The sequence below is a fragment of the Antribacter soli genome (assembly GCF_021568775.1).
GTDB lineage: Bacteria > Actinomycetota > Actinomycetes > Actinomycetales > Cellulomonadaceae > Antribacter > Antribacter soli.
The window spans coordinates 108,491-131,434 of sequence record NZ_JAKGSG010000036.1 but is presented as its reverse complement, the minus strand read 5'-3'; the positions used below and the strand labels follow the sequence as shown (position 1 = coordinate 131,434).

The window sequence follows — 22,944 nt, the reverse complement described above, 5'->3', positions numbered from 1 at the left end:
GATCACCCACGTGTTCGTCGACGGCGAGGAGGTCACCGGCGTCATCGACTGGTCCGAGGCCGCCCCCGGCGACGCCATGTTCGACCTGGCCACCGTGACGCTCGGGCACGAGGAACGCCTGGACGACACTTACTCCGCCGCGACCTCGAGCAGGCGGAGCTTGATCTGACCGCTGAACGGGTCGAGGATCACGTTGCTCAGCCGCCCGCTGTAGTAGCTGTTGCTGACGCTGAACCAGAGCGGCGCCGTCGGGAAGTCCGACGTCGAGGACGGCGATGTTGTCGCGCGGTGAGCGGTCGACCCGATGGTCCGCTGCGCTCGCGCCCATCGGGGCCGCCTGCTGCCCATGAGGCGGCGTTGAAGGGTCTGGCGAACCTGGACGTCGCTCTCCGGGGTGAGCGAAGAGTTCGCCCAGATGCGAATGGCTGGCCCACGCAAGTACGCGGAGCGCGCTCGCGCACGCCAGGCGACCCAACGCTGGTGGGCGCTTGCCACCGCATCAGTGCTCGTCGGACAAGTTCCGCGTTGCGACCACAACGACCCCGTCACGGTCACGCCGTCTCCCCGCCAGCGGGGGAGGGGCACACCGGCCCGATTCCCCCACGGCACTCCGCCAGACGGTGAACCACGAGGTCAGGGCCACAACGCACAGGTCAACGTCTGAGCTGCGGTGCGTTTCCGCTGATCCTCTGATCAGCGGAAACGCGGTTCGACCTGCGATTCACCTCGGGTCCCGTGGAGCTGCGGTGGACAGGAAGGGCCGGCCGAGGCCGCCCGTTCCCCCACGGGATCCGAGGCGTTCTCGCACCTACGTCGAAGGGTGCGTTCGGGCCGCGGGCCTCAACTGCCTGTGGCCATGAGGAACTGGTCGGGCCGCAGGGCGCGGGAAACGATCCTGATGTCGCCGATCCAGCCGTAGAAACCCTGCTCGTACTGCTCGGCGTACTGGGTGCCGCCGACGGCGAACGGCTTGCCGAGCGTGGAGATGCCCCGCGACTCCTCGGCGGCGTTGCGCACGATTTCCGAGCCGTCGACGTACATCACCGTGTGCCGGCCGTCGTTCACGATCGCGACGTGCATCCATCGGCCGACCGGGAGCGCGTGGCTCCAGGAGGTGGGGTCCGCGTCGACCGGTACGGGGTAGACGACGAACTGCAGGAACCGCTCGCCCGACAGGTTCAGGCTGCACGTCGGCTCGTCGGCGTCTCCGCTGTGCTTGCCTGCGTCGCCGGAGCGGCCCTCCCAGCTGAGGACGCCCATCCAGGCGTGGTCGCCCAGATAAGGGTCGGGCAGCTTGAGGAACGTCTCGATCGTGTAGCCGGACTCGAAGGTCGCGCTGTTGATCGGCGCGTCGGGGCCGGTCCGCAGCACCGCGCCCTGGTCGGGTTGCTTGCGGCCGTCGAAACGGAGGCTCGCATGGGCCGGCTGGGCGTCGTGGTGCTCGGCCGACCAGGTCAGCGCGTGCCGGCCGCTGCCGTGCAGGAGCTCGGAGGTGAGGTCGTTGCCGTTGCCGGTGAGGTCGCGGGCGACCGTGCCCGGAGCCACCGGGGCGCCGTCGGCTCCCGCCGTGGCGAGCCCGGCCTCGTCGAACCGCCAGTACGCGACCGTGCCCTGCGGCATGACGGCCGACGGCGGACGCGGCGCCGGCAGCACCGGCGGTGCGAACGCGGCGAAGCGCTCGTCGAAGTCGATCTCGACCGTGAACCGGTCGACGTCGCCGCTGAGCTCGACGTGCTCCGACTCCAGCGGCGTGGGGTCGTCCTTCGCCAGCAGCCAGGGCGAGAAGGTCTCGACGTCGATCACGCCACGGGCCAGGTCGAACCCGTAGTACCGCACCATGCCCGCGCCGCCGTAGTAGCGGTCCTGGTAGTTCGTGATGTGCAGGTGCACGGGGTTGCCGTCGTCGTTGGTCATCGTCGTGCGGCCGGACGGCCAGTAGTGCCCCCCGAGCGCGAGGAAGATCTGGTCGTTGCCACGGATCAGGCGGTCCCAGAGGCGTTGTCCGTTGTCGGACAGCTGGGCCTGACCGTCGTCCTCGGCCCAGACGAGGTCGTGGGTGGTCAGGACCGCCGGCAGCGTGGCGTGCCGGTCCAGCACACCCTGGGCCCAGGCGAGCCCGGCGTCGGAGGCGCGCCAGTCCAGGGCCAGGATCAGCCACTCCCGCCCGCCGCCGCGGACCACGTGGTAGCTGTTGTAGCCGTCGGGGGAGGAGCCGCCGTAGGTCTCCATCCCGGAGAACCGCTGCGGCCCGAAGGTGCGCAGGTAGGGTGTGTCGCCCCGCTGGTCGTCGCCCCTGACGTCGTGGTTGCCGGCCAGCACGCTGAACGGCAGTCCGCCTGCGTCGTCGAACACGTCGCTCGCCGTGCGCATCTCGGTTTCCGTACCGTGCTCGGTCACGTCGCCGAGCTGGGTCATGAAGACGACGTTGTCCGTCGCCTGCTCGCCCACGAGGTAGCGCAGCGTCGCACGCACCGGTTCGGCGTCGGAGCCGCCCTCGTCCAGGAGGTACTGGGTGTCAGGCAGGACGGCGATCGTGAACCGCGGGTCGGTCGCGTCAGGCGGACCGCCGTTCGGCGCCGCGGGCGTCGGCAAGGCGGATGCCGACGTCGTTCCGACAGTGGCGGAGGCTGCTGAGAGGATCGGGACGGCCGCTGCTGCCCGGAAGAGGGACCGGCGCGAGAACGTGTTTTCCACGGCCACATCCTGGCCAGGTTTGCTGGCCCCGGGGTGACGCGGAGCCGAACGGAGCCTGACCATCAGGCCGCCTCGCTCAGCCGATCATCCTGGTGGACGGTCTCACCAGGCCCGGGTTTCTCCCCGCGGTCCAGGCGACGCCACGACGTGGGGTCGCCCGGGGAACGGGACGCCATGCGGGCGGTGCGGGGCGCCAGGATCTGATAGCCGGCCACTCCCTTGCGGACGGAGCGGCCGAGGTTCTTCCACTGCTGGAACCCGGCGACGTAGGTCGGCTCCGGCGCGGACACGACACCGCCTCGTACGCGGCAGCGTGCTGCACCCAGATCAGGAGCGTGTTGTTGAAGGATCTGGACCTGATCTTCGCAGCAGATGCAATCGCCCGCAGCAGTCCTCGCCGGTGACAAGCTGCCCAACGGCGGTCGCCAGCTTCTCGTGCAACGCGTCGAGCTTCGCGTTGCGGTCAGCGATCTTCTCCTCGAGCGTGCGTTCGTCCTTGCGCATGGTGACCTCCCTCGATCTGGGAGGTAGGTGCGCGAGGGCCGCCGAGGCGCACTCCGGTGGCGCGGTTACGTCCGGCCGTGGACCGCTTCGAGAAGTCCTGGCAGAGTGCGAGGCTCGACGACCGCACCCACTGGGCGACCCGGTTACAGGGCCTGCTTTACGTCGGCAGGCCCGCCCCAGCCGATGCCGTCGCCGGGCGCGGCGATCTAGCCGTCCAGGGCCAGGTTCATGCCGTAGAGCAGTTTCCGCACGGCTCCATGCCTTCCGTCAGCCGGTCTCCAGCGTAGAGACCGGCGCGGCGTGCGAACTGGAGTACCCCACTGCCCCCTGAGCACGACGCCAGCGCGCCGGACGGTTCGCAGGGAACCTTGACACAGCCGCCCAACCACCGGAGGATAGCGCCGGTGGAAGCGGTTCCACTTCTTTCCAGTTTGCGTTCACCGTAGCGAACTCACAATGGCGCGTTCGCAGAACCTTGGGAGATTCCCCACATGGCACCACCGACCCGTCGGCGCCGGCTCATGGTCGCGCTGACCACCTGCGCTCTCGGCGCAGCCCTGTTCAACGGCAGTCCGGCCTCGGCGAGCAACGACGTCTTGGCACCTGGGACCGAGCTCTTCAACGACTCCCAGAGCACCACGAAGGAGGCGGCCCACGCTCTGAGCGGGCAGGCCAAGCAGGACGCGCTCCTGCTCAGCAAGATCCCCAGTTCCACCTGGTTCACGGACGGCAGTCCTGCTGACGTGGAGGAGCGCGTCCGGCAGCTCGTCAAGCGCACCGGCGACAAGGTGCCCGTGCTGGTCGCGTACAACATCCCGTTCCGCGACTGCGCCCTCTACTCGGCTGGCGGCGCCCTCGGCGTCGACGAGTACAAGGCATGGATTGACGGTTTCGCCGCCGGCATCGGGGACAGGAAGGCCGTCGTCGTCCTCGAGCCGGACGGGCTCGGCGTCATCCCCTGGTACACGACGCTGGAGGGCCGGCTCGAGCAGTGCCAGCCACCGGAGTACGACCCGGCCACGACGGGCCGGGACGCCGCGGCGGAGCGCTTCGAGATGCTCAACTACGCGGTCGACCGCCTGGCCCAGCAGCCGAACACCGTCACGTACCTCGACGGTACGAACCCGGCATGGCTCGCGGTGGGCGAGATCTCCGACCGCCTCGTCAAGGCCGGCGTCGAGCGGGCGGACGGGTTCTTCCTGAACGTGTCGAACTACCTGCTCACCGAGAACAACGTCAGCTACGGCACCTGGATCTCCCAGTGCATCGCCTACGGGACGCAGGTCGTGCCCGGTGACTTCACCAACTGCGGCAACCAGTACTGGAACGGCGGTCCGGCGAACGACTGGACCGGCGTGGCGCTGTCCCACCAGGGCATCTGGAGCCCGACCGCAACCGACCCGGCGCTGAACACCGCAGGCATCGAGTCGCGCTTCGACCTCATCCTCGGCGACGTCCAGCCCACCACGCACTTCGTCATCGACACCAGCCGCAACGGCCAGGGCCCCTGGGCCGCGCCGGCCGGGGTCTACCCCGACGCCGAGACGTGGTGCAACCCGCCGGACCGTGGCCTGGGCCTCCGGCCGACGACCGACACCGGCAACGAGCTCGTCGACGCCCTCCTGTGGATCAAGATCCCGGGCGAGTCCGACGGGCAGTGCTTCCGCGGCCTGGACGGACCCGAGGACCCCGAGCGCGGCATGGTCGACCCGGCCGCCGGTCAGTGGTTCACCGAGCAGGCACGGGAACTGATCGAGCTGGCCAAGCCGGCGCCCGACGGTCCGGAGAGGCAGGGCCCGAAGCATTGAGCTGATCTCTGGACGGGCCGCGCGGCCGGCCATCGGCCCGTCCAGAGACCGGCGTCCCGATGGCCGACCGACCATCGACGTCCCGGAAGGAGGTAGCCGCCCGCCTCGATGAGCGCCGAAGTCCTGGCTCGATGCCCGGGAGTCACGCGCACCACCAGTACCAAAGGAGGTATTCATGCGATCAATGACGACGCACCACCGCTCCGCACCGCGCCGCTTGTTCCTGGCCCTGGCCCTCGTGCTCGGCCTCTCAGCGGCGCCGGCGCTGGTGCCCCCTGCCGAGGCAGCCATCGGCGGCAGCTTCGTCGACAACTTCGACTGGAACAACACCGGGCGCTGGCACAAGGCCGACGGATGGACCAACGGGGGCATGTTCAACGCCGGCTGGCGCGCCGACCACGTCTGGCACAGCGGCGGGGTCATGGGCCTGAACCTGGACAACGCCTCCTGCCCGAGCGGCTGCTCGGGCAGGCCGTACGCTTCCGGCGAGTACCGCACCAACGACCTGTACTCCTACGGGCGCTTCGAGGTCCGCATGAAGGCAGCGTCCGGGTCCGGGATCGTGACGTCGTTCTTCACCTACACCGGACCGAGCGACGGCCAGCCGTGGGACGAGATCGACGTCGAGATTCTCGGCAAGAACACCTGGCAGATGCAGACCAACTACTTCACCAACGGAGTCGGGGGGCACGAGACCATCATCAATCTCGGCTTCGACGCCGCGGCCGGGTACCACAACTACGCCATCGAGTGGTGGCGTGGTGGAACGATCAACTGGTTCGTCGACGGCCGCCTCGTCCATCAGGAGAACGGCTCGCGCGGCCCGCTGCCGACGCGTCCGCAGCGCATCATGATGAACCTGTGGCCGGGGACGGGCGTCGATGACTGGCTCGGACCGTTCAACTACTCCGGCCGACGGACCGCCACCTACGACTGGGTCCGGTACACGCAGTACTGACCTCGCGCCCAGTACCCGGTGATAGCGACCAGCCCGCCTGGAGCTGTCCGTGAAGCACCCCGGTGAGAGGCGTCTCGCGCGTCGACTCCTCTCACCGGGGTGCCGAGCCCCGCACGACCAGGCGCGTAGGCAAGATGATCGGGGTCGGGGACTCACCGCCGATGACGCGCACCAGCATCGTCGCCATCTCCTGACCGAGACCACGGATCGGTTGGCTGATCGTCGTGAGTGCCGGCTCGGTGTGACGCGCAATCTCCAGGTCGTCGAAGCCGACCACGGCGACGTCCTGCGGGACGCGGCGCCCACCAGCCTTGAGGGCCCGCATCGCGCCGGCGGCCATGTTGTCCGAGGCGGCGAAGACGCCGTCGATGTCGGGGTGCGCTGCGAGGAGCCGCCCCATCGCCTGAGCGCCGCCCTCGAAGCTGAAGTCGGCGTGCTCGACCCGGTCCGAAGGCAGTCGCTCCACCGCCAGGGCATCAGCGAAGCCCTGATAGCGGGCGACCGATGCCTCCAGGTCCATCGGACCACTGATCATGGCGAGGCGCCGACGCCCGGAGCTCAGCAGGTGCTCCGCGGCGAGGCGGGCACCACCTCGGTTGTCGACATCGACATACCAGCGGGCTTCTCCGTCCAGCGGTCGGCCGCCGATGACCACCGGCAGCTCGGTGGCCGCCGCGACCCGGTTCAGAGGGTCGTCCCGCCGCAGCGCCATGAGCATCACACCGTCAGAGCGACGCGACCGCAGCAACCGCTCGATCCGGGCCTGTCCGCGCGCCGAGGACGCGAGCATGAGCGTCAGGTCCAGCTCCGACCTCTCTAGCGCCTCGGCCACACCGACGAGCACCTGCGAGAAGAACGGGTCCCCGAACAGCGCCGGGTCGTCGTTGGAGACCGCAAGGACCACCGACCCCACCGTGCTGGTCGCCAAGGCACGCGCCGTCGCATTCGGGACGTAGCCGAGCTCGCTCGCGGCTCGCGCGACCGCCTCACGCTTCGCCGGACTCACGTTGCGCGCGTTGTTCATCGCACGGGACGCCACAGAACGCGAGACCCCCGCCCGCTGGGCGACCTCCTCGAGCGTGGGCGCCTTGAGCAGGTGGCCCGGACCCTCTTCAGGCGATCTCTCGCGATGACGGTCCACAGGACCAGCCGTCATGGGGTCTGGCATGCAGTCAAGCGTAGGGCGTTTCCGCCGAACCGCGGCGCCGGTCGATGACTGCCATGGAAGGTTCACTCGAAAGGATCACGCGGTGACCGTTCCTCGTCTCGCCGACGAGCGGGACAACCGCGTTACACCACTATCAGGGAACGCAACTCCCGCCGGAGCGACACCGCAAGAAGCTGCAATCAAGGGACGAACGGCACTACTTCCGTGCACGCCCCCGGGCACAGTGCTGTCATGAACAAGACAGAGGAGACCATGATGAAGACAGCCGCTCGCCTCGCCCACCAGCGTCGCGGTGAGCCTGGCCTCGATCGCGGTGCTCGGCGCCTCGGCCACGTTCCTTCCCTCTGCCGCTGCCAGCCCGGACAGCGAGTACGGAAGCACGTGGTCAGCTGCGCCCAGAGCCATGGCTTCGACGGCACCCACAACCCCGGCATGCATCAGGGCCGGTCCGGCTGGGACCCCACCCATACCTTCTGACCTCATCCCGGGTGCTACCGCTGCTCGACCGAGCACCTGCACGACCCGATCCGCCACGCGCCGTCGCGGATCAGCCTGCAGCCGGTCTGGCGCGGGCTGCCAGGAAGGCGCTCGCGACCTGCAGCGAGTCCAGCTTGCTCGTGGGCTCGACGATCCGTGCCAGGACAGGGTCTCGGGAACGCCGGGGTCTCAGGCGGGCCGCAGGCCGGCCAGCAGGATCTGGAGGTACGGGCCGCGGTCGGTCGCCGCGCCCAGCCGCACCGCGTGCTCCATCCCGCAGACAAGGTGCTCGACCTGTTCGGCGGAGATGTCCGGGCGAGGTCGGGTCCAGCGTGTGGTCGCGCCGGGGCACGGACATGACCACGACGTTCCCTGAGGTCACCGCGGCCGCCGTCGAGCAACTTGAGCCCGGCACCGTGCTGGACGGCGCCCGAACTTCAGTTGCTCATCGTGCGGGTTCACCCTAGACAGCTCGGCCAACAGCGGGAGCACGACAGCATGGGGGGCGGCTACGGGTCCGGTTACGGCTGGTCGCGTCGTTCCCCGCGCCCCTGACTCGGCGTTGTTCCAGCCGTCTCCGAAGAGAAGCCCTCGCGCAGCTGCAACGGTGCCATGCCGTGCCAGCGGCGGACAGCCCGGCGCAGGGCGCGTTCGTCGGAGAAGCCCGCCTGGCGGGCCACCTCGCGGAGGGTGAGGTGAGGGCGGTGCAGGAGCTGTTCGACGCGCTCACGGCGGACGCCCTCGACGATCGCCTCGTAGGAGGTGCCGCAGTCGGCCAGGCGGCGGCGCAGCGTCCGCTCGCTCGACGCGTGTCTGCGGGCCTGCTCCGAGAAGGAGGGGACGACCGGGAGGCTCTGCGCGACGGAGATCTCCAGGATCTCCAGCAGGTCCTGCTGACGACGGCGGGAGGCCATCTGCCCTTCGAGGAGCTCGAGGGTCGAGGCGTAGGTGACCGGATCGCGGCCCGGCATCGGCCGGCTGATCCATGCCTGCGGAACCACCAGCCGGTTGTGGGAGGCGCCGAAGTGCAGGGGGCAGCGGAACAGGTCGCGGAAGGGCTGGACGTCGCGCGGGGCGGCGAAGGCGAAGTGGACCTCCTGGGGTGCGAGGCCGGCGTCGGCGGCGAGGCGGCCCAGGGTGACGACGCTCGAGAACGCCTCCTCGACGAGGAAGACGGCGACGTCCGGGTCGATCATCGGGTCCGGGAGGTCGGCTCGGACCACGTAGTCGGAGCCCTCCCGGCCCGCCGACCAGACCGTCATTGCCCCGGACACGTTCTGGAAGCGTACCCCCGCCTCGATGGCGACCTGGAGGGTGTCGCTGGCGAGCATGGCGAAGCCCACCAGCCCCCAGGCGGTGAGGTGCTGCGCGGCTCCGACCCGCAGGCCCAGGTTCTCGTCCCCGGTAAGTTGGACAGCGCGCCGGATGACGGCACTGCCCTGGCGGTAGGAGACGCGCAGGGCCGCCGATCCCATCAGGGTCTCGGTGAGACCGACCTGGGCCAGTTCCGGCTGTAGGTCGACTCCGTACTCCTCGGCGATCTGGACCAGGTAGCGCAGAATGTTCGGGGAAATCGTCGCCGACGTGCTGCGGCTGGTGCCGTTCTCCGGACGGGTTGCCTCGGTCATGGCTTCTCTCCAGGGCCGTACTGGCGACCACTTTAAGCATCTCCGGTTTCGGCCGCGCTAGCGGGTACGGATCCAGACCGTCTTCTCCCTGGTCCACTGCGCGAAGGCGTCGGTGGACCGCTCCGCCCCGCCGAATCCGGACTGTTTCCAGCCACCGAAGGGGGCGGTGATGTCGCCCTCGCTGTAGGAGTTGACGGAGACCACTCCGGCCTGGATGCCGCGGGCGAGGCGGAAGGCGGTGTCGAGGTCGTGGGTCCACAGTGAGGCGGCAAGGCCGTAAGGGGTGGCGTTCGCCGTCCGGATCGCCTCCTGCTCGGAGGCGAAGGTCTGGACGGTGACCACGGGGCCGAACAGTTCCTCGGTGAGGACCCGGCTGCCGTCGGGAGCGCCGACGACGACGGTGGGCGGGTAGTAGGCCCCGTGCGGGTGTAGGCCCGCCGGCAGCCCGGCGGTGTGGGCCACGGCTCCGGCCGCGACCGCCTCGTCCACGGCGCGGGCGACCCGGTCTCGCGCCGCAGTGCTGATCAGCGGTCCCGTGCGGGTGTCCGGCTTGGCCGGGTCGCCGATGACCAGGGCACCGGCGGCGGCCGTGAACCGTGCGATGACCTGGGCGGCGATGTCCTCGTGGACCAGGATCCGGGAGCCGGCCGTGCAGTTCTGGCCCATCGTCAGGAACGCGGCCGCGATCATGTCGTCGATGAGGTCGACGCCGAACTCGAGCGCGTCCGGCATCAGCACCTGGGGGCTCTTGCCGCCCATCTCCAGGGAGACCCGCTTGAAGTTGGTCTCCGCGGCGTCGGCCAGGATCCGCCGTCCGGTCGCCGTCGAGCCGGTGAACGAGAGCGCGCCGATCCCGGGGTGGCGGGCGAGCGCCCGGCCGGCTTCCGCGCCGTAGCCGGGCAGCACGGCGAGGGCGCCGTCCGGCAGTCCCGCCTCGGTCGCCAGCCGGGCCACGTGGAGGGCCGAGCGCGGGGTCGCCTCGGCAGGCTTGAGCAGCAGGCTGTTGCCCGCGGCGAGGGCGGGCCCGATCTTCCAGGCGGCCATGGCGAGCGGGTAGTTCCAGGGGAGGACGGCGGCGACCGCTCCGACGGGTTCCCGGCTCATGAGGCCCAGGTGGTCGTGGCTGGTGGGGGCGGTGCGGCCGAAGACCTTGTCGGCCGCCTCCGCGAACCAGCGGATCGACTCGATCGCGCCCGGCACATCGCCGGTACGGCACTCCGTGATGGGTTTGCCCGCGTCCTCGCAGTCCAGGCGGGCCAGGATCTCGGCGTCGCGCTCCATCAGATCGGCGAGGCGCAACAGGACCGCGGCCCGCTCCCGGGGCGGCCGAGCCGCCCACACCCCGCTGTCGAAGACGCGGTGCGCCTGGTCCACGGCCGTGTCCACGTCGCCCACGGTGGCGGCGGGCAGGGTGTCGAGGGTCTCCCCGGTGGCCGGGTTGATGACGGTGAGCAGGCGGGCGTTCGGGCGGGTGTTCGTGTCGGTGTTCATGGTCATGCCTCCTTCACCAGTTCCCAGCGGCCGTCGACCTGCCGGGCCAGTCCTCTGCGCCGCAGGTCCTTCAGGTACCGGGCCAGGCCGCGTTCGCCGCGCTTGCGGAAGAGCGGGAGAAGGCTGGGGAGAAGGTTCGGCACCAGCATGGAGAAGCGGACCAGGAGCGATTCGCCGACGCGTGGATACGCCTCGAGCCGCGGCCGGTCGAGCAGGCTCACCACCGCGGCGACGACGTCGGACGGCTGCTGCGGCGGGTCCTGGAACTGCAGGGAGTTGCCGCCGTCGACGGCCTCCCGACGCAGCATCGGGGTGTCGGTGGCCGACGGCAGCACCGAGCCGACGCGAATGCCCTTGGTGCCCAGGTCGAGGGCGATGGACAGCATCGCGCCGCGCAGCCCGAACTTCGACGCCGCGTAGATTGGAGTCTCCCCCTGGGGGAAGATGCCGGCGAGGGACACCGTGGTGACGATGCGGGGATCGGCGGAGGCCCTCAGCAGGGGAACGGCCAGCCGGGTGGCCACCAGCGGGGAGATCATGTTGAGGTCGATCTCCCGCTCGATGGTCTCCACCGGGCGCACGTCGAACCGCTCGGTGCTGGTCATACCGACGTTGTTGACCAGCACATCGAGGCGGCCGAAGGCGGCGGCGACCTGTTCGAAGAGGTCCGCGACCCCGACCCGGTCCAGCAGGTCGCAGCCGAGGCCCAGGTGACCGGCGCCGGGCAGGCTGTCCGCGACCTGATGCGCGCGGTCGCCGTCGATGTCGACGACGACGCACACCGCGCCGCCGCTCGCGAACCGCCGGCACAGCGCGCTGCCGATGCCGCCCGCGCCGCCGGTCACCAGCATCACCTTGCCGGTGTAGTCGTAGCCGCTCATGCCACCGTCTCCTCGCTACGGACGGCCCGCATGGCCGGCGGGCGGCCCTCGGTGGGCCAGCCCATGGCGGCGGCGACCTTGGTGACGTACTTGGCGTACGCGGCGCTGTCGACGTAGCCGGTGTGGCGCGGGGAGTCCACGAACCGCAGACCGCCGGTCAGGTCCGGGCGGTCGCTGCGAATCATGCGGGCGAACCGCGCGGCGTTCGGCAAGCTCCGACGGGTGTCCTGGACGAAGCCGGCGATCAGCTGCGCCTGGGCGTCGAAGAGTTGGTAGGCGCCGGAGTTGGTCTCGATGAAGCCGACGCCGAACAGCCCCTCGTGCTCGCGGGAGAACGACGACAGATACAGGTCGGGGTGCTGCTCGTCGCCGAAGTGGGCCTGCGCGACGGGCACTTTGTGGACGTAGCCGGTCGCCAGCAGGATCAGGTCGAAGTCGTTGCTGCTGCCGTCGGTGAAGTGGATGGTGCGGCCCTCGGCGCGAAGGACGCCCGGCCGCGCGGTGATGTCGCCGTGCTGCAGGTGGTGCAGGAGCATCGAGTTGACCGTGGGGTGGGTCTCGAAAAGCTTGTGGTCCGGCTTCTGCAGGCCGAGGCGGGTCGGATCGCCGTTGACGATCCGCAGGAGCGCGCCGAACAGCCTCTGCTCCAGCCACTTCGGCATCCGGGGACCGACGCCTTCGAGGGTGTCCACGGGCCTGCCGAACAGGTGCTTGGGGATGAACCAGTAACCGCGGCGCATGCTGATCTCCGCGTGGTCGGCGGCACGGGCCGCGTCGCAGGCGATGTCGCAGCCGGAGTTGCCCGCGCCGACCACCAGGACCCGCTTGCCGCGCAGTTCGTCGCTGCTGCGGTAGCCGACCGTGTGCCGGATCTCGCCGCTGAAGTCACCCGGGATCTCGGGGATGTTGGGGTGCCACTGCGAGCCGGTGCAGACCACCACCTGCGCGTGCCGGCTGGTCCGCCCGTCGGCACGGGTGACCGTCCAGGTGCCGTCCGCGTTCTTCGCCAGGTCGCGCACCGCGGTGCCGAACTCGATGCGTTCCGACAGCCCGTACGCATCGGCGAACGACGTCAGATACGACAGGATCTGCCGCTGCGGCGGGTAGTCGGCGAAGTGGTCGGGCATCGGCCAGCCGCCGAAGCCCGAGAGGGTCTTGCTGGAGACGAAGTGCGCCGACTCGTACATCGGGCTGCCCGGGTTGTCGATGTCCCACAGGCCGCCCGGACCGGTGTGCCGCTCGATGTGCGTGTAGGGAAGCCGCCGCTCACCGAGCGCCCGTGCCACTGCCAGCCCAGCGGGACCGGCCCCGATCACACACGTGTCGAATTCGGACTCCTTCACGAGTCCACCTCCTCTCGTCGCCACTTTCGGCGTGGGAGGAACTTAGGCAGCACGCAAGCAGCGGCGGACTGACCCGTGCGGCCACAAAGGGGGCTGCAGCGGCCAGCCCACTGACCGCCCGGGCGCGCCACAGACCGCCCCTCCCACCCGGCCGACGCCGAACCCACCGCGTGAGACACCCCCGGCCCCTCCGTTTTTCCGACTGCCGGGCTGTTGGCTCCCGGCCCCCGGCCGTCCGTTTCCGGCCGCGCGCCCTCGGTCCCTGACCCTGGGCCTTTCGCTCCTGGCTCCTGGGCTGTCGACTTCCCGCCACCCGAGCCATCGGCTCCCGGCCACCCGAACCGTCGGCTCCTCGGCACCAGCCGCCGTGGGCTCCTGACCCCGAAGTCATCGGCCACCGGCCCCGGGCCGTCCGCTGCTGGCCGCCAGGGTCCCCCGTGTGGCCGTCGGTGTCCTTCGGCGGGTCGGTCCGGAGTTCTACGGTTGCTCCAATTCGCGCACGCCGGCCCGTCCACGGTCCGTGACAGGAAGAGGGTCACCCATGACCGCATCCGTCGGAGCGACGGCTCCGCCCCGGTCCGCGAACGGCGGCTCGCTCGCGGGAGCCCGTCGGGTCACGGCCACCGTGTTCGCCGCCCAGGGCGTGGCGGTGGCCGCCGTTTCCACCACTGTGCCCGCCGTGGCGAACCATCTGCGGCTGTCGTCCCTGGAGATGACCGCCCTCACGATCGCCCTGACGCTGGCCGCGGGCGCTGGCAGCTTCGCGGGTCTGGCCGCCGTACGCCGCTCGGGTCCCGTCGCCGTCATGCGCGCGGCGGTGCTGACCGCGGCCGCGACCCTGCTGTCCGTGGCGTGGGCACCCGGCCGGGCCGCCGCCTCGGCGGCCTACGTCCTCTTCGGGCTGGCGCTGGGCGCCATCGACGTGTCCGTCAATACCCGCGCGGCCACCGTCGAACGGCACTACGGGCGCAGCATCCTCTCCTCCTTCTACGCCGCATGGAGCGCCGCGGGCGTGGCAGCCGCGCTGCTGACGGCGGGCGTCTCCCAGCTGGGCTGGCCTGTCCAGTACGTCCTGACCGCGCACGCCGTACTCGTGGCCCTCCTGGCGCTGACCGTCCGGTCCCACGCCCTCGCGCCCGTGCCCTCCTCATCCAGCGGCCGACCGGCGCCGGACGACGAGATCCCGGGGCGGCGGGTGTGGGCGCGGCTCGTCCCCTTCGGTGTCGTTCTGCTCGTCGCCTACGTCGTCGACTCCACGGTCTCGGCCTGGTCGACGGCCTACCTTCACCAGACGCTCGGTGCGTCCCTGGCCGCCGCGCCGCTCGCGTACGCGGCCTACCAGGCGGGCACGGTGACCGGCAGGGCGGGCGCCGACCTCATGGTGCGCCGGGTCGGGCCGGTGGCGGTGGTCCGCGCCGCCGCCCTGCTCACGGCCGCCGCCCTGGCCTCCCTGGCAGCGGCCCGGAGCTGGCCGTACGCGGTCGTCGCGGCATGCTGCGCGGGCCTCGGAGTCGCCGCCCTCACCCCGCTGTGCGTCGCCGCCGCCAGCCGGCTGCGACCCGGCGCCCCCGAGACGGTGCTGGCCCGGCTCAACGTCTTCAACTACGTCGGCGTGCTCGTCGGAGCCGGCGCGAGCGGGGGCCTGGGGGCTACGGGCCACTTCCGCATCGCCTACGGGATACCCGCCGCCCTCGCACTGGCCCTGGTGACCACCGCATGCTTCTTCCGCCCGACGGCACCCGGGCCGCCGTGGACAAGCCGCCGCCCGGGCTCGGCCCACGTCCTCCCCGTGGCCGTGGACAGAGGTCGTAGGCCCTGACCGCGATTTCCGGCCAGCAGCACGTGTCGTGGGGCGGCCACGCTGAGCGGGAAGTTCTGCAGCGGCTGCGTCACTGGGAGCTCGTCGCCCGGGACCAGGGTGCGCATGAAGGCCGAGCCAGCGTCGGAAGCAGGTAGAAGTCGAGGTGGCGGAGGGTCGGCCCGGTCACCCCATCACCATAAACCTCATGGATGGGGGTGATCATCAATCTGCTCTTCCCTGATGGTGGTGCGGCTCGCACAGTGGTGCACGCCAGCCACACCGAACTAAGGAGCCCCTGATGGCCGACCTGATGCCAAGCGGGAAGGTGACGGCCAAGATCTTCCCGCACCCGCTGAACGCCTGGTACGCCGTCGCATGGGACCACGAGGTGACCGGCAAGGCCCTGATGTCGCGCACCGTCGCCGGCCGGCCCATGGCGCTCTACCGGACCAGGGACGGCCGGCCGGTCGCCCTCGCCGACGCGTGCTGGCACCGGCTCGCACCGCTGTCGATGGGCAAGCTCGTCGGCGACGACGAGGTGCAGTGCCCCTACCACGGGCTGCGCTACAACTCCGCCGGTCGCTGCACGGCGATGCCCGCCCAGGAGACGGTCAACCCGAGCGCGATGGTGCCGTCGTACCCGACGGTCGAGCGCTACCGCTACGTCTGGGTCTGGCCGGGTGACAGCACCGTGGCCGACCCGGACCTGATCCCGGACATGCACCAGATGGACCACCCGGAGTGGGCGGGCGACGGGCTGACCATCCACGCACCCTGCAACTACCAGCTGATCCTCGACAACCTGATGGACCTCACGCACGAGGAGTTCGTGCACGGCAGCAGCATCGGCCAGGAGGAGCTCAGCGAGTCGGAGTTCCGGACCCGGCTCGAGCACGACGGCAGCGTGACCGTCGAGCGCTGGATGCTCGACGTCGAGCCGCCGCCGTTCTGGCGCAAGAACATCCGCGACCGGTTCCCGGACTTCGAAGGTCGGGTCGACCGCTGGCAGATCATCCACTACTACGCGCCCTCGACGATCTGCATCGACGTCGGCGTAGCCCCCGCCGGCACCGGCGCGCCCGAGGGCGACCGCAGCCACGGCGTCAACGGCTACGTGATGAACACGATCACCCCAGAGACCGACCGGACGTCACACTACTTCTGGGCCTTCATGCGCAACTACCGGCTCGACAGCCAGCTGATCACCACGCAGCTGCGTGAGAGCGTGCGGAACGTGTTCGCCGAGGACGAGGCGATGCTGGCCGCACAGCAGGCGGCGATCGACGCCAACCCCGACCACGAGTTCTACAGCCTCAACATCGACGCCGGCGGCATGTGGGTGCGGCGGATCCTCGACCGGATGCTCGAGGCCGAGGACCGCGCCCCCGTCCGGTCGGCAGCCAGGTCGGCAGTCGGGTCGGCACCATGACCACCAGCGCCCAGCCCGACTGGAGCACCGGCCGGGTCCTCGCCACCGCCCCGGTGGCAGCGGACGTCCAGCGGATCACCATCCAGCGCCCCGCACGCGGCCGGGCAGCGCCGGGCAGCCACCTCGACGTCCGGGTGCCGGTCGGTGACACGACCGACGTCCGGTCCTACTCCATCGTCGAGTCCGACGACGACGGCTCCCAGCTGACCATCAGCGTGCTCCGGGTGCCGCAGTCCCGCGGCGGCTCGGCCTTCATGCACACCCTCGTCCCGGGCGACGAGCTCCCAGTGACGCAGCCGCTGCAGAACTTCCCGCTCAGCGTGGCCGCCCCACGACACGTGCTGCTGGCCGGAGGCATCGGCATCACCGCGGTGGCGGCGATGGCGCAGGCGCTGCGTCGCGCGGGCGCCGACTACACGCTGGTCTACGCCGGCCGCAGCCGGGAGCGGATGGCGTACCTCGACGAGCTGGCCGGCCTCCACGGAGACCGGCTGGTCGTCCACATCGATGCCGAGCAGACGCCCCTGGACGTGGCCGAGCTGGTGGGCTCGATCGGCCGGCATCCGCTGAGCGGGGCCACCGAGCTCTACATGTGCGGGCCGATCCGGCTGATGGACGCCGTACGCCGGGCCTGGGAGAGTGCGGCCCTGCCGCTGGTCAACCTGCGCTACGAGACCTTCGGCAGCAGTGGCTGGTTCCAGCCCGAGGAGTTCGTGGTCACCATCCCCCAACGAGCGGTGGAGGCGACCGTCCGCAGCGACGAGACCATGCTCGAGGCACTGACCCGCGCCGGCATCGACCTGATGTACGACTGCCGCAAGGGCGAGTGCGGACTGTGCCTTCTCGACGTCGACGCGGTCGACGGCGCCCTCGACCACCGCGACGTCTTTCTCAGCACCACCCAGAAAGCCGATGGACGGACGATCTCCACCTGCGTCTCGCGGGTCGTGGCCAGGGAGGGCTCGCCTAACGGGCCGCGGGTGTCACTGACGCTTCCATGACAAGCGCGACGAGAAGGGGTGAGTGCCGGAAACCTCACACCGAGAAGTACTTCGCTTCAGAGTATTGAGCCTCTGACCAGCGACTTCGGGATTCGTGAGCCCTCGGGAGCACGAATTGCGCACGCTTTGCTTGACAGCGGTTCGGGAGCGAGGCGGTCGGTACGGCCACCACCGGCTGCCGACGAGTCGTTCACACCTGACCTGCATGAGCACGACGCACCGGCCCCGCACGCGTCATGTCACGCTGCCCGCTACGGGCTACATCACGCCGAGCCAGGCTGCCGAGGTGCTCGGCGTCTCCGTCCACACACTCGAGAAGTGGCGCCGACCCGGCTACGAGGGAATCGGCCCTCGCTATCGGCTCCACGGTCGCCACGTGCGGTATGACCCTCGAGACCTTCTCGAGTGGAGCGAGTCGAGGGTGGTGGCCTGATGGCGCGCCCCAAGCTCGCTCCCGGTTCCTTCGGCGACATCAGCGTGAAGAAGGCCAGCAGCGGCCGTCAGTGGCAGGCCCGCGTGCGCTATCGCGACGCGCTTGGTGAGTACGGCACCACGTCGGCTGTTGCGCCGACAAAGACTGCTGCCGAGGACAAGGTCAAGGAGAAGCTAGACAAGCTCCTTGGGACGACGGTCGTGGCCGCAATCACGACCGTGAGCGACTTGTGCTCGGCCTGGTACAACCAGGTCGAGGCGGAGTCGGAGGCGTTTTGGTCGCGGCCGGACGCCGCCGAGCGGCTGGGCGAGACGCCGCCGCGCCCGCAGTCGCTGGTCCACACGAAGCGGGCTGTCGGCTACGTGTGCGCCCCCGACGGTGGGATCGGTCACCTGCGTCTGGACGAGGTCACGACGCTGCTGCTGGAGCAGTGGCTCGACGGGCACAAGCGCATCGCGCGCAGCCGGGCAGAGGAGATCCGGATCGCGCTGCGCGGTGCGTTCCGGTCTGCCGTCCGTCTTGGGATCCTGCCCACGGATCCGATGGCGGGCGTGTCGCCGGTCCGGCGGCACGACCCCCGGCCGGTCGCGCTGGAGGCCGAGGAACTGCGCACGATCCGCCGCATCCTGCGCGACGAGCGGTCGCTGAAGATCACGCGCACGACGGCGACGAACCTCGACGTACTGCTCGTCCTCCTGCTCGGCGCCGCGCTGAGGGTCGGGGAGGCGGCGGCGCTGCGGTGGGGCGACCTGGTCCTGGACAGCGACTCGCCGTCGGTGAGCGTCACCGGGACACAGGTGGAGGTCACAGGCAAAGGCACCTATCGGCAGGACGTGCCGAAGACCGACTTCAGCAACCGGACGATCCTCCTGCCGCCAGCGGTCGTGGAGGCGCTGCGAAGCATCCAGCCTGAACGGCCGAAGTCGTCCGACTGGGTTTTCCCGACGAGGAACGGCACCTGCTGGAACACCGGCAACGCGGGCAAGATCCTCAAGGCGACCGTCGCGACGTCGAACGGGGCGCTCAAACCACACCGGGTCACGTTCCACAAGCTGCGCTCGACGGCAGCGACGGCGATCGCCGAGGCGCACTCCGACCACGTCGCCTCCCAGGTGCTGGGGCACAAGCCGAAGGGCGTCACGCAGTCGCACTACGTCGCCCGCCGCGAGGTCGCGCCCGACGTGCGCGAGGTGCTGCAGACCCTGGTCGAGTCCTCCGACCCCGCGCCGAAGAAGGAGCCGCGCCACCTCGTGGCCCCAGCCCGCCGTACGTCTCGCCGCCACCTTCGCGTCGTGTAGGACCCGGACGACCGATCACCAACATCCAAGACACCACCAGGAGCAGCCTTCGTGAGTCTGACCACTGCAGTTGGACAGCCCGCCGCCGTACCTTCTCGCCCTGCTCGTCTGGATCCGGACACGCTGCCGTCGCTAGTGACGGCCGTCCTGCTGACCACGACGCTCGGCGCCGTCTCATTCGTTCTGTCCTACTCCGGCCTGGTGGAGGTGGCCGACTGGGCGTCAGTCCCGGACTTCCTGGCATGGACCGTCCCGGTCACCATCGACGCCTCGATCCTGGTCTACACCCTCGCCGTGTTCATCTTCCGCGCCAGGGGCGAGTCCACCGCGACCGCGTGGTGGTCCCTGATCGGCTTCACCACGGTCTCGGTCGCGGCGAACGCCGCACACGCGTGGGACGCGAGCCTGCACGACTGGCACGGATACGCAGGCGCCGGGATCGCTGGTCTCGCCCCCGTCTCCGTGCTCCTCACCACGCACACCCTCGCGGAGCTGATCGTGGCTAGACCTGCTCATCGGCACGCCCCCGACACCGCACAAGGTGCATGTCCAACCGCCGCGGTGTCTCGTCCCGGCAGCGTGATCGCGGGCGTCCCGTCCCAGGCGCCCGACGTAGGACAAGCTGGGACGTCCCACGAGCCGGCCGGAAGCCATGCCAGCCCCGGTCGGTCCCGCGCACGAGGTCGCAGCCGGCCGGGACGTCCCAACGGGACGTCCCACGGGCAGACATCGCGGTCCACCGACGACCTGCGTGCCATGCGAGACAGCGGTATGACCATCCAGCAGATCATGAACACCACCCGGCTGAGCCGGTCCACGGTGTACCGGCGCCTGGAGCGCGACCCGCGCGTCCCTGAGACCCCTTCGGAGGGAATCCCAGCGGTCTCGCTCCAGACGTCCCCTGAGGCGTCGGACGAGACACGGGACAACCAGGCAGCCCAGGGGGAACTGTCACCATCGACAGAGGTGACCCACCTGAGCCCGTCGGCTGTGTAGCGCCGGGACGCCGCGCGCATTCCGGGCGCGTGGTCGGAGATGTCGTCGCTCCCTGAAAGGGGCGACCCTTGCGGTCGCGTTCAGCACCACGTCGAACCGGCCGCCACCTTGCTCCGTGCGTTACAGCCCGTACGTCCTTGGCGTGGGCTCTGGCAGCGGGACGTCCAGCCACGCCACTTCTGGTCACTGATGGTCGTGTCGATCTGCAGCCGCGCGAGGTGTCCGCGAAGGTGCGACGGTACCCGCACCGGCCACCGAGCCTCCGGATGCCCAGGTCGAAGGCGATCTTGAAGCGTCGCCACACGCCTCGACGCCAGCGATGCCGGCTGGTCGGTCGTGAACAGGAAGGCTTCTGGCGACAGCAACGTGACCGTGACGCTGTCCACGGCTTCCCTGCTCGTGAGGACGAGGCTGAGAAGGAACGATCTCTTGTCCTTGCGCTCTGGTTCGACCTTCGCCTCCCAGGTCGGCCTGCGTTCGTCATGTCGGCGCTGATGCTCGATCTCCGTCTGCCGCTGGGCCGCCTCGGCCTGCACGCGCGCCGAGCGCGTGGCCAGGAAGCTGTAACGCGCCGACACGATGGAGACCAGCAGTGCGAGCGCCCCGAGCCCGTCGGGGACCCAGTCCGACAGGTTTGCCATCACTGACGTCATGCCACGACCCACAGCGGCGGCAGATCCGTCCGCAAGATCGCCGCGGTCAACCGCTCGCGTTTCCTGGTGCGTTCCGTCGTGGGTTTCGACTCGTTCAAGAGGCGGTTCAGCACGTCTTTGAGGCAGGCCACCTGCGCATTGTGCCAAGTACGCAGCGGCGACGGGGCGGCTCGGGGGTGAAACGCGGCCGAGGATCGTGCTCAGCGCGACACGACAAGGCCCAAAGCCGTTGGCGGCGCGGTGGGTGATGCCCTTGCGGACGTCGTGAGCCGTCGCCGCGGGGTCCGCGTCGAGGTAGTACGCGAAGTACAGATCGAGCGAGTCGGGACTTCCCGCGTGCGTCAGGGTCGTGATGCGGTCGTCCACGCGGCGGAGCACCTGCATCCCGTGGGTGGTGGACCACACCGCGACTGGTCTGCCACCGAGGCGGACAAGCCAGGTCGAGCCGCCGTAGACGCTTACGCCCGGCTCGAGACGGGCGAGCACGCTGATTGGCTCGGCTGCGCCCAGTGGGTTGGCGATCAGCGGCCCGAGGGTTGCTGTTCAATCAGGTGGCGCTATGTCCAGAATCGCCGCCAGACCTCGCGCTTCTGGTCAGCAAGCGCATCGATGACGCCTTGTTGAGTCTCTGTGCCTTTCGCGGCTCCGAGCGCGCGACCAACGTCTTGCCACGAGGCACCCGCAGCGAGCGCGGCGTGAATCGCCTTACCGATTGCCTTGTCAATGGCTGTCGACGCCCGACAACACTCACGCACAGCTTCCAGGGGCGCCGGCTGCCAACGGCCATGCTGTCGGAGCCGTAGTCGCTCTCTATACCCGGCGATGCGCAGGCGGGGTGCTCGTGTCAACACGGTGGGAACCTCCTTCACCGGGATTCCCTCACTCTAGGTTCGAACTCCGACGCCAACTGCCCGAGGCGGAGCTACGCAGAGCCGGTGGGTCGGCATCGCGGAGGAGCAAGCCGGACACGGTACCGAGATCTCCGACGTCGGCCACTGGCTCCCTGACGAACGGCCAGGCGGGGAAGGTTCACAGCCCCAGGCGGGGTTCATCGACGGACCGACGCGCTTCATGCCGGGCGGGCGGGGTCTGGCGTGGGAACCGTGCGTGTTCGTCGTCGGGTTGTGCTCGGTTCTGAGGCAGGCGGCCCGGAGCCTGGTCGGCCGCCGGCGGGTTCCAGGTGGCTGATGTGGCGGTCAGACCGTGCTCGCGGGCACGGGTGACGATGTCCGTCAGCGCCGTGGCGAGCCGATGGGGGAGTGGTTCGCCGTCGGGCGCGACGACCAGGATGTGCCCGGTGGAGCCAGCGGGCTGGAGCCGCATGTGGCCGAGGACATGTTCGGGATGGTCGACGAAGTACTCGTTGGCCAACCCCTTGCCCTTGTCGAGGGCAAGGGGTGTGGCGTAGAGGAACGCGTCGGAGTTGACCGGTTCGTGGTCGCCGCGGCGACGGAACAGCAGGATGTCGCACACGCTGTCGGCGCCCGGGACGCGTGGACGCAACGTGCCAGACGGCAGGCGGACGGCGCCGGTCGCCGAACGCGAGCATGATCTTGCGCGCGCTCTCGTCCAGGCTGTCCAGGACCTGGTGGGTGACCAGCGCGACCACGATCCCGCCCTCCCGGGCTCGGGCCAACGATCCCTGCACGACGCGCCCCTGCCGGATCACCAGGTCGCTGATCGCGTCTGGGTTGCGCAGCCGCAGGTCGCTGTACGGCAGGTTCGCCAGCACGACGTCGTACCGCTCGTTCAGACCCTGAACCGTCCGTGCACGGGTGCGGTGCGGCCAACCGGGCGGGGGGATCGGGGCGGCGAGCTCGGCCGGGTCCGGGCGGTTGAGTGCCGGCCGGTGGGGCAGGCAAAGGAACGCCCGCGGGTCGGTGCCGCGTGCCAGCACCTGGCCGTTCTCTACGCCGAGCTAGCTAGCTGAAGTGGCTTATGAGGAAAGAGGTGGCTGCGCGAGGCCGTGGTCGAATGCGTCGAGCTCTAGGCAGCGCGCCGAACGGGCTTAGTCGGGATCGGACGGACAGGACCGAGGCAAGGCCTCGTGGGCTGGACAGTCGTTTGACGGTCGGCAGGACCTGGGTCAGGACGTGGAGCGCGTGCTCGGGCCCGGGCGGCACGACGCCCCTGACCGGGACAGTGGTGCAGCTGCCCGGCGGAGGACACCTGGCCGTCACCCAGCACCACGACCGCGTCGAGGAGATCTGATGTCGCTGGGCTGGGCCAGCGGTCTACTCGTCACGGCTGCCGCCCGAGCGTGGTGCCCGTGTCGTCCTCCGTGCTACGGGTCGTGACCTGCTCCTTCCCGATGGCGCTCGCCCAGGTCGAGCGCCTCCGAGGCCTCCTCGTCCGCGAGTCGCACATGCACGCCGTCAACT

The 22,944-nt window shown here is 70.1% G+C and carries 20 protein-coding genes; 10 read left to right on the top strand and 10 right to left on the bottom strand.

The genetic code is table 11. The features are described from left to right. Positions 1-10 precede the first annotated feature (10 nt). The gene (locus tag L1785_RS13785) at positions 11-169 is read left to right on the top strand and encodes a phosphotransferase (RefSeq protein ID WP_236089850.1); all 159 of its coding nucleotides are present in this window, start codon (positions 11-13) and stop codon (positions 167-169) included. A gap of 671 nt (positions 170-840) precedes the next feature. On the opposite strand, the gene L1785_RS23245 is transcribed toward L1785_RS13785, so the two are convergent. From L1785_RS23245 to L1785_RS13770, 3 genes are all read right to left on the bottom strand, one after another. Continuing rightward, entirely contained in the window at positions 841-2,694 is a 1,854-nt protein-coding gene (locus tag L1785_RS23245) for a LamG-like jellyroll fold domain-containing protein (protein ID WP_236089845.1), read from the bottom strand. Between the two features lie 62 nt (positions 2,695-2,756). Next, complete coding sequence (locus L1785_RS13775; protein WP_236089844.1) at positions 2,757-2,984, bottom strand: ArdC-like ssDNA-binding domain-containing protein; 228 nt, start codon at positions 2,982-2,984, stop codon at positions 2,757-2,759. Positions 2,985-3,021: 37 nt separating this feature from the next. Continuing rightward, the gene (locus L1785_RS13770; protein WP_236089843.1) at positions 3,022-3,198 is read right to left on the bottom strand and encodes a hypothetical protein; all 177 of its coding nucleotides are present in this window, start codon (positions 3,196-3,198) and stop codon (positions 3,022-3,024) included. A gap of 491 nt (positions 3,199-3,689) precedes the next feature. Between L1785_RS13770 and L1785_RS13765 the strand changes: the two genes are divergently transcribed. Both L1785_RS13765 and bglS read left to right on the top strand, forming a co-directional pair. Further along, a complete protein-coding gene (locus tag L1785_RS13765; protein WP_236089842.1) occupies positions 3,690-5,006 on the top strand; it encodes a glycoside hydrolase family 6 protein in 1,317 nt (438 codons plus the stop codon). A 175-nt stretch (positions 5,007-5,181) separates the two neighbouring features. Next, complete coding sequence (gene bglS, locus L1785_RS13760; RefSeq protein WP_236089841.1) at positions 5,182-5,964, top strand: beta-glucanase; 783 nt, start codon at positions 5,182-5,184, stop codon at positions 5,962-5,964. A 91-nt stretch (positions 5,965-6,055) separates the two neighbouring features. Here bglS and L1785_RS13755 read toward each other — a convergent pair whose 3' ends face one another. From L1785_RS13755 to L1785_RS13735, 5 genes are all read right to left on the bottom strand, one after another. Then, entirely contained in the window at positions 6,056-7,132 is a 1,077-nt protein-coding gene (locus L1785_RS13755; RefSeq protein WP_236089840.1) for a LacI family DNA-binding transcriptional regulator, read from the bottom strand. 998 nt (positions 7,133-8,130) lie between these two features. Continuing rightward, positions 8,131-9,237 (bottom strand): AraC family transcriptional regulator, encoded by a 1,107-nt coding sequence (locus L1785_RS13750; protein ID WP_236089839.1) that lies wholly within the window; start codon positions 9,235-9,237, stop codon positions 8,131-8,133. Between the two features lie 57 nt (positions 9,238-9,294). Beyond that, a complete protein-coding gene (locus tag L1785_RS13745) occupies positions 9,295-10,728 on the bottom strand; it encodes an aldehyde dehydrogenase family protein (protein WP_236089838.1) in 1,434 nt (477 codons plus the stop codon). Positions 10,729-10,730: 2 nt separating this feature from the next. Next, positions 10,731-11,609: an SDR family NAD(P)-dependent oxidoreductase gene (locus tag L1785_RS13740; protein WP_236089837.1), complete on the bottom strand. Its 879-nt coding sequence runs from the start codon at positions 11,607-11,609 to the stop codon at positions 10,731-10,733. Further along, a complete protein-coding gene (locus L1785_RS13735; RefSeq protein ID WP_236089836.1) occupies positions 11,606-12,952 on the bottom strand; it encodes a flavin-containing monooxygenase in 1,347 nt (448 codons plus the stop codon). Before L1785_RS13735 ends, L1785_RS13740 begins: the two co-directional genes overlap by 4 nt. 541 nt (positions 12,953-13,493) lie before the next feature. Between L1785_RS13735 and L1785_RS13730 the strand changes: the two genes are divergently transcribed. The 6 genes from L1785_RS13730 (at position 13,494) to L1785_RS13700 (ending at position 19,910) form a co-directional block, all read left to right on the top strand. Then, positions 13,494-14,771, top strand: a complete 1,278-nt coding sequence (locus L1785_RS13730) for an MFS transporter (RefSeq protein WP_236089835.1) — start codon at positions 13,494-13,496, stop codon at positions 14,769-14,771. A 280-nt stretch (positions 14,772-15,051) separates the two neighbouring features. Further along, positions 15,052-16,182, top strand: coding sequence for an aromatic ring-hydroxylating dioxygenase subunit alpha (locus L1785_RS13720; RefSeq protein ID WP_236089834.1), 1,131 nt, complete (start codon positions 15,052-15,054; stop codon positions 16,180-16,182). Further along, positions 16,179-17,183, top strand: a complete 1,005-nt coding sequence (locus L1785_RS13715; RefSeq protein ID WP_236089833.1) for a PDR/VanB family oxidoreductase — start codon at positions 16,179-16,181, stop codon at positions 17,181-17,183. The genes L1785_RS13720 and L1785_RS13715 overlap by 4 nt, the downstream gene beginning before the upstream one ends. A gap of 205 nt (positions 17,184-17,388) precedes the next feature. Beyond that, complete coding sequence (locus tag L1785_RS13710; protein ID WP_236089832.1) at positions 17,389-17,616, top strand: helix-turn-helix domain-containing protein; 228 nt, start codon at positions 17,389-17,391, stop codon at positions 17,614-17,616. Next, positions 17,616-18,914: a tyrosine-type recombinase/integrase gene (locus tag L1785_RS13705; RefSeq protein WP_236089831.1), complete on the top strand. Its 1,299-nt coding sequence runs from the start codon at positions 17,616-17,618 to the stop codon at positions 18,912-18,914. Before L1785_RS13710 ends, L1785_RS13705 begins: the two co-directional genes overlap by 1 nt. A 135-nt stretch (positions 18,915-19,049) precedes the next feature. Further along, on the top strand, positions 19,050-19,910 hold the full coding sequence (locus L1785_RS13700) for a DUF2637 domain-containing protein (RefSeq protein WP_236089830.1): 861 nt from the start codon (positions 19,050-19,052) through the stop codon (positions 19,908-19,910). 80 nt (positions 19,911-19,990) lie between these two features. Here L1785_RS13700 and L1785_RS13695 read toward each other — a convergent pair whose 3' ends face one another. Both L1785_RS13695 and L1785_RS13690 read right to left on the bottom strand, forming a co-directional pair. Further along, positions 19,991-20,929 (bottom strand): hypothetical protein, encoded by a 939-nt coding sequence (locus tag L1785_RS13695; protein ID WP_236089829.1) that lies wholly within the window; start codon positions 20,927-20,929, stop codon positions 19,991-19,993. Between the two features lie 663 nt (positions 20,930-21,592). Next, positions 21,593-22,036: a hypothetical protein gene (locus L1785_RS13690; protein WP_236089828.1), complete on the bottom strand. Its 444-nt coding sequence runs from the start codon at positions 22,034-22,036 to the stop codon at positions 21,593-21,595. Between the two features lie 591 nt (positions 22,037-22,627). Here L1785_RS13690 and L1785_RS13685 point away from each other — a divergent pair. After that, positions 22,628-22,774, top strand: a complete 147-nt coding sequence (locus L1785_RS13685; RefSeq protein ID WP_236089827.1) for a hypothetical protein — start codon at positions 22,628-22,630, stop codon at positions 22,772-22,774. Positions 22,775-22,944: the final 170 nt, after the last annotated feature.

Bases quoted from the DNA above. Each gene is read 5' to 3' on its own strand.
- L1785_RS13730 (WP_236089835.1), top strand. From the start codon at position 13,494: ATGACCGCATCCGTCGGAGCGACGGCTCCGCCCCGGTCCGCGAACGGC.
- L1785_RS13755 (WP_236089840.1), bottom strand. From the start codon at position 7,132: ATGCCAGACCCCATGACGGCTGGTCCTGTGGACCGTCATCGCGAGAGA.
- L1785_RS13770 (WP_236089843.1), bottom strand. From the start codon at position 3,198: ATGCGCAAGGACGAACGCACGCTCGAGGAGAAGATCGCTGACCGCAAC.
- bglS (WP_236089841.1), top strand. From the start codon at position 5,182: ATGCGATCAATGACGACGCACCACCGCTCCGCACCGCGCCGCTTGTTC.
- L1785_RS13745 (WP_236089838.1), bottom strand. From the start codon at position 10,728: ATGAACACCGACACGAACACCCGCCCGAACGCCCGCCTGCTCACCGTC.
- L1785_RS13705 (WP_236089831.1), top strand. From the start codon at position 17,616: ATGGCGCGCCCCAAGCTCGCTCCCGGTTCCTTCGGCGACATCAGCGTG.
- L1785_RS13765 (WP_236089842.1), top strand. From the start codon at position 3,690: ATGGCACCACCGACCCGTCGGCGCCGGCTCATGGTCGCGCTGACCACC.
- L1785_RS13750 (WP_236089839.1), bottom strand. From the start codon at position 9,237: ATGACCGAGGCAACCCGTCCGGAGAACGGCACCAGCCGCAGCACGTCG.
- L1785_RS13715 (WP_236089833.1), top strand. From the start codon at position 16,179: ATGACCACCAGCGCCCAGCCCGACTGGAGCACCGGCCGGGTCCTCGCC.
- L1785_RS13720 (WP_236089834.1), top strand. From the start codon at position 15,052: ATGGCCGACCTGATGCCAAGCGGGAAGGTGACGGCCAAGATCTTCCCG.
- L1785_RS13710 (WP_236089832.1), top strand. From the start codon at position 17,389: ATGAGCACGACGCACCGGCCCCGCACGCGTCATGTCACGCTGCCCGCT.
- L1785_RS13740 (WP_236089837.1), bottom strand. From the start codon at position 11,609: ATGAGCGGCTACGACTACACCGGCAAGGTGATGCTGGTGACCGGCGGC.